This is a genomic window from Salinisphaera sp. T5B8 (assembly GCF_040361255.1).
Taxonomy (GTDB): domain Bacteria; phylum Pseudomonadota; class Gammaproteobacteria; order Nevskiales; family Salinisphaeraceae; genus Salinisphaera.
The window spans coordinates 108,076-114,476 of the sequence record NZ_APNG01000015.1 but is presented as its reverse complement, the minus strand read 5'-3'; the positions used below and the strand labels follow the sequence as shown (position 1 = coordinate 114,476).

4 protein-coding genes are annotated in these 6,401 nt (G+C 60.8%); all 4 read right to left on the bottom strand.

Annotation, left to right across the window (positions count from 1 at the left end):
* Positions 1-21: 21 nt before the first annotated feature.
* The gene (locus T5B8_RS14110; RefSeq protein ID WP_353179738.1) at positions 22-402 is read right to left on the bottom strand and encodes a hypothetical protein; all 381 of its coding nucleotides are present in this window, start codon (positions 400-402) and stop codon (positions 22-24) included.
* A gap of 251 nt (positions 403-653) precedes the next feature.
* On the bottom strand, positions 654-2,375 hold the full coding sequence (locus T5B8_RS14105; RefSeq protein WP_353179736.1) for a JDVT-CTERM domain-containing protein: 1,722 nt from the start codon (positions 2,373-2,375) through the stop codon (positions 654-656).
* A 259-nt stretch (positions 2,376-2,634) separates the two neighbouring features.
* A complete protein-coding gene (locus T5B8_RS14100; protein WP_353179734.1) occupies positions 2,635-4,806 on the bottom strand; it encodes a malate synthase G in 2,172 nt (723 codons plus the stop codon).
* Positions 4,807-4,902: 96 nt separating this feature from the next.
* Positions 4,903-6,393, bottom strand: a complete 1,491-nt coding sequence (locus T5B8_RS14095; RefSeq protein ID WP_353179732.1) for a RimK family ATP-grasp domain-containing protein — start codon at positions 6,391-6,393, stop codon at positions 4,903-4,905.
* Positions 6,394-6,401: the final 8 nt, after the last annotated feature.

The window sequence follows — 6,401 nt, the reverse complement described above, 5'->3', positions numbered from 1 at the left end:
GGTGCCGCCTCCTTCAATCGCTCATACACCAGAAATGAGCGTAGCTCCGCCACTACCCATCTCCCCTAGACTATTTCCAACGATTTCTATCCCCTTAGAACATTTTTCCGGTATCAACTCATATAGTTCTAAGTAGTTAGAAACAGCAACTGTTAACGCCTTATCCCATACAGCCCGTATTTCTCGGTTATTCTTGGCCGCCCGAAGATTAGCTTCAGTTTCCTCCAATCCCGGCCCGTAATTTTCAATCATGTCTCGGTATGTGTAGTCGACGAGATAAAGACCAGGGTGGTTTGGGTGAATTTGTATCATAGGCGGCTTTCCGTAATAACCTGGGCCCTTGGTCCCGCATGCGGCCGTAGCAAGGGCTATCAGAGCAATTACCGCCGCTTTTCGGCCCATCGGTTTCTCCGACTATCCTTGCAAATGGTGTACGAGAACGTCACGGGGTCAGGCTCGGCATTTTGCGCACAATTCAAGAGCCGACCCCATAACTACCCCATAAGCTGGCTGGTCTTGTATTACAAGATCTGCTTCTGCACTTCATGACCGTTTTGATAGGCGTTATTGAACAAGAACGTCTTCAACGGCCGTGTGTACGCTAGAGGGGAGCCCGTTTCATACGGGCTCCCTTGCCCTGGAGCAGGTCTTTCTTACCGTGAGCCCGCGCGCCAACGGCGACGCATGAGCACCAACACTGCCGCCATACACAATACCGCGAACAACGGATCGAACGGCACGTGCGCATCCGTCATGGTGCAACCGCCCCCGCCGCCGTCGCTATCGTCATCGCTGCCGCCGGTGCCGGAGTCCGAGCCGCTATTTGCTTGACCAACCGCGAACACGACGCGATCGGTGTTGTTCCCGTTACTTTCGTTCGAGTCGAACTGATCGGCGCTAGCCTGCACGCTCGCCTGCAAGGACGACTTGTTGTCGTCGGGCGCGGTGGCGGTGATACGCGCCGACACGCTTTCGCCTGTGTAGAGCACGCCGTTTAGCGTACAAGTGACCTTGCCGTTGGCGGGCTGGCCGCAATCGAGCGAACGCCCCGTCGGGGCCGCCGTATCCGCTACCGCCACACTGCTCATGTCGGCCGGCAGCACAGCGGTCACGGTAAGACCTGTAGCGCTTCCGATCGCGCGGTTGACGATGTCAGCCGCGGCCAACGCGCTGGGCAGCGGGGCAACGGAGTCGTGATTGTTATCCACGAGCACGTCAAAGGCGACGACCGAGCCGGGGTCTACGGTATCCGAAGCCGTCGTAATGGTTGCTGCGATATCGACATTTTCTCCACCGACGAACCGGCGCAGAAAGACACTTCCGTTGTCGTCGAATCCATCCTCTGTTACTAACGTTGCGTAGTCCCAATCAGCATCTGAGGAGATGCGTACGAGATCCGGATCGTCCCCGCTGTAGGCCACCACCGGATCGGTAAGCGATCCATCAGTTGCCAACCTTCGTACAAATACGTCGTCGTCCCCCTCCACTACCAAAACGAAACCGCCAACACTTGAAGCGACCGCCCACGACGTCTGCAAGGCGGTTGAAATAGTGAATTGATCACCTTGCGGGACGCCGTTCGCGGAATAGAGTCGACCTACGACCGTGTCATCGATAGCACTGGGCTCCCAGGCCACGAGTATCGTTTCATTCCCAGCGATCTCTACTCTGAGAGCCTCGCGACTGGGAAAGCTCAAAGTCCCAACGGTTTGCTGCGCGCCAATTTCGCTTCCATCAGCTGCGAAACGTCGCAGAATGATCGAGTTGGTCGAATTCGCGCCTTCCACGAAATAGGTCACAGCGAAATCGCCCGATTCTGATATGGCGATATCGCCGCCATTGGCGGTGGCATTGATCTGCTGCTCGGTGCCCGCGGGGTTGCCGCTGGCATCAAAACGCTGCGCAGCCCAAACCGACGCAGAATTGCGAATCGTGGACCAGAACATTGCAAACTCGCCGCTACTGTTCATGTCGGCACGTACCGAGCGACCACCTTGTGAATCTATAACAAGCCGACTGCCGACCGTGTTTAGCTGCGTGTCATACCTCTGGCCATAGAGCGTTGTATCGGTCGATGACGCATCGCCGGTCCATAGCAGCGCGAACTGGCCATCGGCGCGCCCGACGGCGACGGCTTCTCGGCGACCACAGTCGCCACAAAGTGTTTGAAGAGTTTTCTCGTCGCTCGGCGATCCATCAAGCGGATAGCGGCGCGCGAGGATGTCACCACCATCAAACGCGAAATCGGAAAGATAGACCGCCACCGTATTATTGACGGCATCGCTGACAACATCGAGCGTCGATTGCACACCGTTGCCAGCCATATCCACCTGTTGCGAATCCTCGATCGACGTATCGAGTGTCGAACTGCTCATGGCAGCAGTCGCAAAGGTCAGCGCACTCAAACCGACGAAACTGCCCACAACGCTTCGTCGGACGATATGTCCTAATAGCATTCCCAAATCCCCCTTTTACAGAATATAAACGTCATACCGCCGTACGACCGCACCCAACTAATCACAATCACCTATGTGGCGCAATCGCGTTGCGATGTCGTGCCTACCCGCGCCGACCTCCCAAACAAAAAAAGCCCGGCCGAAGCCGGGCTTTTTCATAACGGGATAGTGGCTGGTATCAGCCGTTGGCCCGCTTGGCCTTGAGCTCGCGACGGCGCGCGTGCAGGACCGGTTCGGTGTAGCCGGAGGGCTGTTCCAGACCCTTGAAGATCAGGTCGGAGGCCGCCTGGAAGGCTACGGAATCGTCGAAGTTCGGCGCCATGTTGTGGTAGTTGGCGTCGCCTTCGTTCTGGCGATCCACCACCGCGGCCATGCGTTCGAGGGTTTCGCGAACCTGCTGTTCGTTGGTTACGCCGTGATGCAGCCAGTTGGCCACGTGCTGCGAGGAGATACGGCAGGTCGCGCGGTCTTCCATGAGCTGGGTGTCGGTGATGTCCGGCACCTTGGAGCAGCCCACGCCCTGATCGACCCAGCGCACGACATAACCCAGGATGCCCTGGCAGTTGTTGTCGAGCTCTTTCTGGATCTCGTCGTCGGACAGCTCACGATCCAGCAGCGGAATGGTGAGCAGGTCGTCGATATAATCCTCGTGGCGCGATTCCAGCTCGGCCTGGCGTTCCAGCACGTCGCAGCGATGGTAATGGATCGCGTGCAGCGTGGCGGCGGTCGGCGACGGCACCCAGGCACAGTTGGCACCGGCCTTGGGATGGCCGATCTTGGCTTCCATCATGTCGGCCATGTTATCCGGCGCGGGCCACATGCCCTTGCCGATCTGGGCCTTGCCGCGCAGCCCGCAGGCCAGGCCTGTGTCGACGTTGTTGTCTTCGTACGCTTTGAGCCACGGCTGGGACTTCATCTCGCCCTTGGGCAGCATCGGGCCGGCTTCCATGGAGGTGTGCATCTCGTCGCCGGTGCGATCGAGGAAGCCGGTGTTGATGAAGATGGTGCGCTCGCGGGCTTCCTTGATACAGGCCTTGAGATTGAGCGTCGTGCGCCGCTCTTCGTCCATGATGCCCATCTTGAGCGTGTTCGGCGCCATGCCGATGGCCTTTTCGACGGCGTCGAACAGTTCCACCGTGAAGTTGACCTCGGCCGGGCCGTGCATCTTGGGCTTGACGATATACACACTGCCGGCACGGCTGTTGGTATGCGGGCCGTTGCGCTTGAGATCGTGCAGAGCGAGCGTGCCCGTGCACAGGGCATCGAGAATGCCTTCCGGGATCTCGTTGCCGTCGCTGTCGAGCACGGCCGGCGTGGTCATCAGATGGCCGACATTGCGCACCAGCATCAGGCTGCGTCCGGGCAGCGTGAGCGTGGAGCCGTCGGGCGCGGTGTATTCGCGATCGTCGTTGAGCTTGCGGGTGATCGTCTTGCCGCCTTTTTCCAGCGACTCCTGCAGATCGCCCTTCATCAGGCCGAGCCAGTTGCCGTAGGCCAGCGCCTTGTCTTCGGCATCGACCGCGGCGACCGAATCCTCGCAATCCTGAATCGCGGTGACGGCGGCTTCCATGAGCACGTCTTTCACACCCGCTGCATGATCCTTGCCGACCGGGTCGTTCGCGTCGATCTGGATTTCGGCATGCAGGCCATTGTTGACCAGCAGCACCGCCTTGGGCGACGCGGCATCGCCCTGGTAGCCGGCGAACTGCTTGCTGTTCTTGAGCGTGGTGTGGCTATCGCCCACGTCCACAGCCAGCGTGTCGTTGTCGATACGATAGGCGGTCGCGTCGGCGTGCGAGCCGTCGGCCAGCGGGAAGGTGTCGTCGAGGAACTTCGCCGCCCATTCGACCACTTTCGCGCCACGTTTCGGGTTGTAGCTGGTGCCCTTCTCGGCGCCGTTGTCCTCGGGAATGATGTCGGCGCCGTAGAGCGCGTCGTACAGGCTGCCCCAGCGCGCGTTCGCAGCGTTGAGCGAAAAGCGTGCGTTGGTGATCGGCACCACCAGCTGCGGGCCCGGCACCGTGGCGATCTCGGGGTCGACATTGTCGGTGGACACCTTGAAGTCGCCCACATCGCCGACGATGTATTCCAGCTCTTCGAGCAGCTTGCGGTATTCGCCCTTGTCGAAGGCATCGCCGCGGTGTTCGCGGTGCCACTTGTCCAGCGTTTCCTGGATATCCTCACGGTGGCGCAGCAGCTGCGCGTTGCGATCACCGAACTCGGCAACCAGCGAGGCCAGCGTCTGCCAGAACGTGTCGGAGTCCACACCGGTGCCCGGCAGGGCTTTTTCGATCAGGTCATACAGGGGCTTGCCAATCTGCAGGCCCGCTTTTTCGATACGGTCGGTCATAAAACGCCTTTTCTTGTGCCAATCGTCACCGTCTTTGCAGACGGCCACGAAAATTTGTCAGGCCGGCATCATAACAAAGCACTGCGGCCGTGGGTTTTACGGCGGGCTGGGCCGGCGGCGCACACGTGAACGGGTGCGTTGCTGTAGTCGGTGCAGAAACTCGCCCATGATGCGGTCGTAGAGCGCATCGCCCAGCACCGCGTCCTCGATGCCGGCATCCAGGCTCGGGTTGTCGTTGACCTCGATTACGCGAATCCCGTCGGCGGTCTGCTTGAGATCGACTCCGTACAGCCCGTCGCCAATGAGATTGGCCGCGCGGACCGCAGTTTCGATCACCTCGGCCGGCGCATCCTCGACCGCCAGGGTGGCCGAATCGCCTTCGCTGTAGTCGCCGCTGTCCTCGTGCTTGACGATCTGCCAGTGCCCGCCGGCCATCGCGTACTGACACACATAGAGCGGCTTGCCGGCGAGTACACCCACGCGCCAGTCGAATTCGGTGGGCATGAACTCCTGGGCCAGCGCCAGCTCGGAATCATCGAGCAGCCGTGCGGCGATGGCATCGAGTTCCGCGCGATCGTTGGCCTTGAATACGCCCTTGGAAAACGCGCCTTCCGGGGCCTTGAGCACCATCGGAAAACCCAGCAGCTCCGGCAATCGCTCGACCTCGCGTTCGCCAAAAATACAGGCCTTGGGCGCGGCCACCTTGTAGCGCGACAAGAGCTCGGCCAGATAGACCTTGTTGGTACAGCGCAGAATCGAGGTGGGGTCGTCGATCACCACCAACCCTTCGCGCTCGGCCCGCCGGGAGAAGGCGTACGTGTGATGGGCCAGGCGCGTGGTTTCGCGAATGAACAGCGCATCGAATTCGGCGAGGCGGCCGAAATCGCGCCGGCCGATGATTTCCACATCCAGGCCCAGGCGCTTGCCTGCAGCCACGAACTTGTCCAGCGCTTCGATGTTCGAGGGCGGCTGCGGATCGTCGGCGTCCACGAGCATGGCCACATCGAAACGCGCGGCCCGGCGCTTGCGTGCGCCGCGCCAGCCCTGGGCGACATGGGCCTGCAGGGCGCGATCGAGAAATGCCGCCTGTTCGGCGTCCAGCGAACGGATCGACAACGTCCGCAGACCATCGACGGCGACCCGGCCCTCGCGCCGACGCAGCTCCACATGCAACAGCGGCACCGCGAACTGCTCGAACAACCGGCGTGCCAGCGGTGCGAGCAACGGATTCTCGCACTGGCCCAGATATACGTTGAAGGCCGCCGGCAGCTCGGCGCGCTCGGCCTCGCTCAGGCGATCCAGATACTGGGCCAGCGCCGGAATTTCGCTGCCGTAGATGATCTTGCGCGACAAATCCTGAAGCGTGGCCACCGAGGCGAGCACACGATGCCCGCGGGCCTCGGCGAGCAGCGAGCAGTAATAGCCCAGACTCTGGTAACGCGTGCTGCGACACAAATTGATGACATGCAGCTCGGCCTCGGCAAAGGCCGGATCGGCCAGATAATCGTCGGCGAGCACGAGCCGCACCGAGGGCGCGGGCGCTTTCCAGTCCCGCAGGGATTCCACCACCACGATCGGTTCAGCCATAGAGGCGT

Excerpts from the sequence above, each read along its gene's own strand:
- T5B8_RS14110 (WP_353179738.1), bottom strand. The coding sequence starts at position 402 with ATGGGCCGAAAAGCGGCGGTAATTGCTCTGATAGCCCTTGCTACGGCC.
- T5B8_RS14100 (WP_353179734.1), bottom strand. The coding sequence starts at position 4,806 with ATGACCGACCGTATCGAAAAAGCGGGCCTGCAGATTGGCAAGCCCCTG.
- T5B8_RS14095 (WP_353179732.1), bottom strand. The coding sequence starts at position 6,393 with ATGGCTGAACCGATCGTGGTGGTGGAATCCCTGCGGGACTGGAAAGCG.
- T5B8_RS14105 (WP_353179736.1), bottom strand. The coding sequence starts at position 2,375 with ATGAGCAGTTCGACACTCGATACGTCGATCGAGGATTCGCAACAGGTG.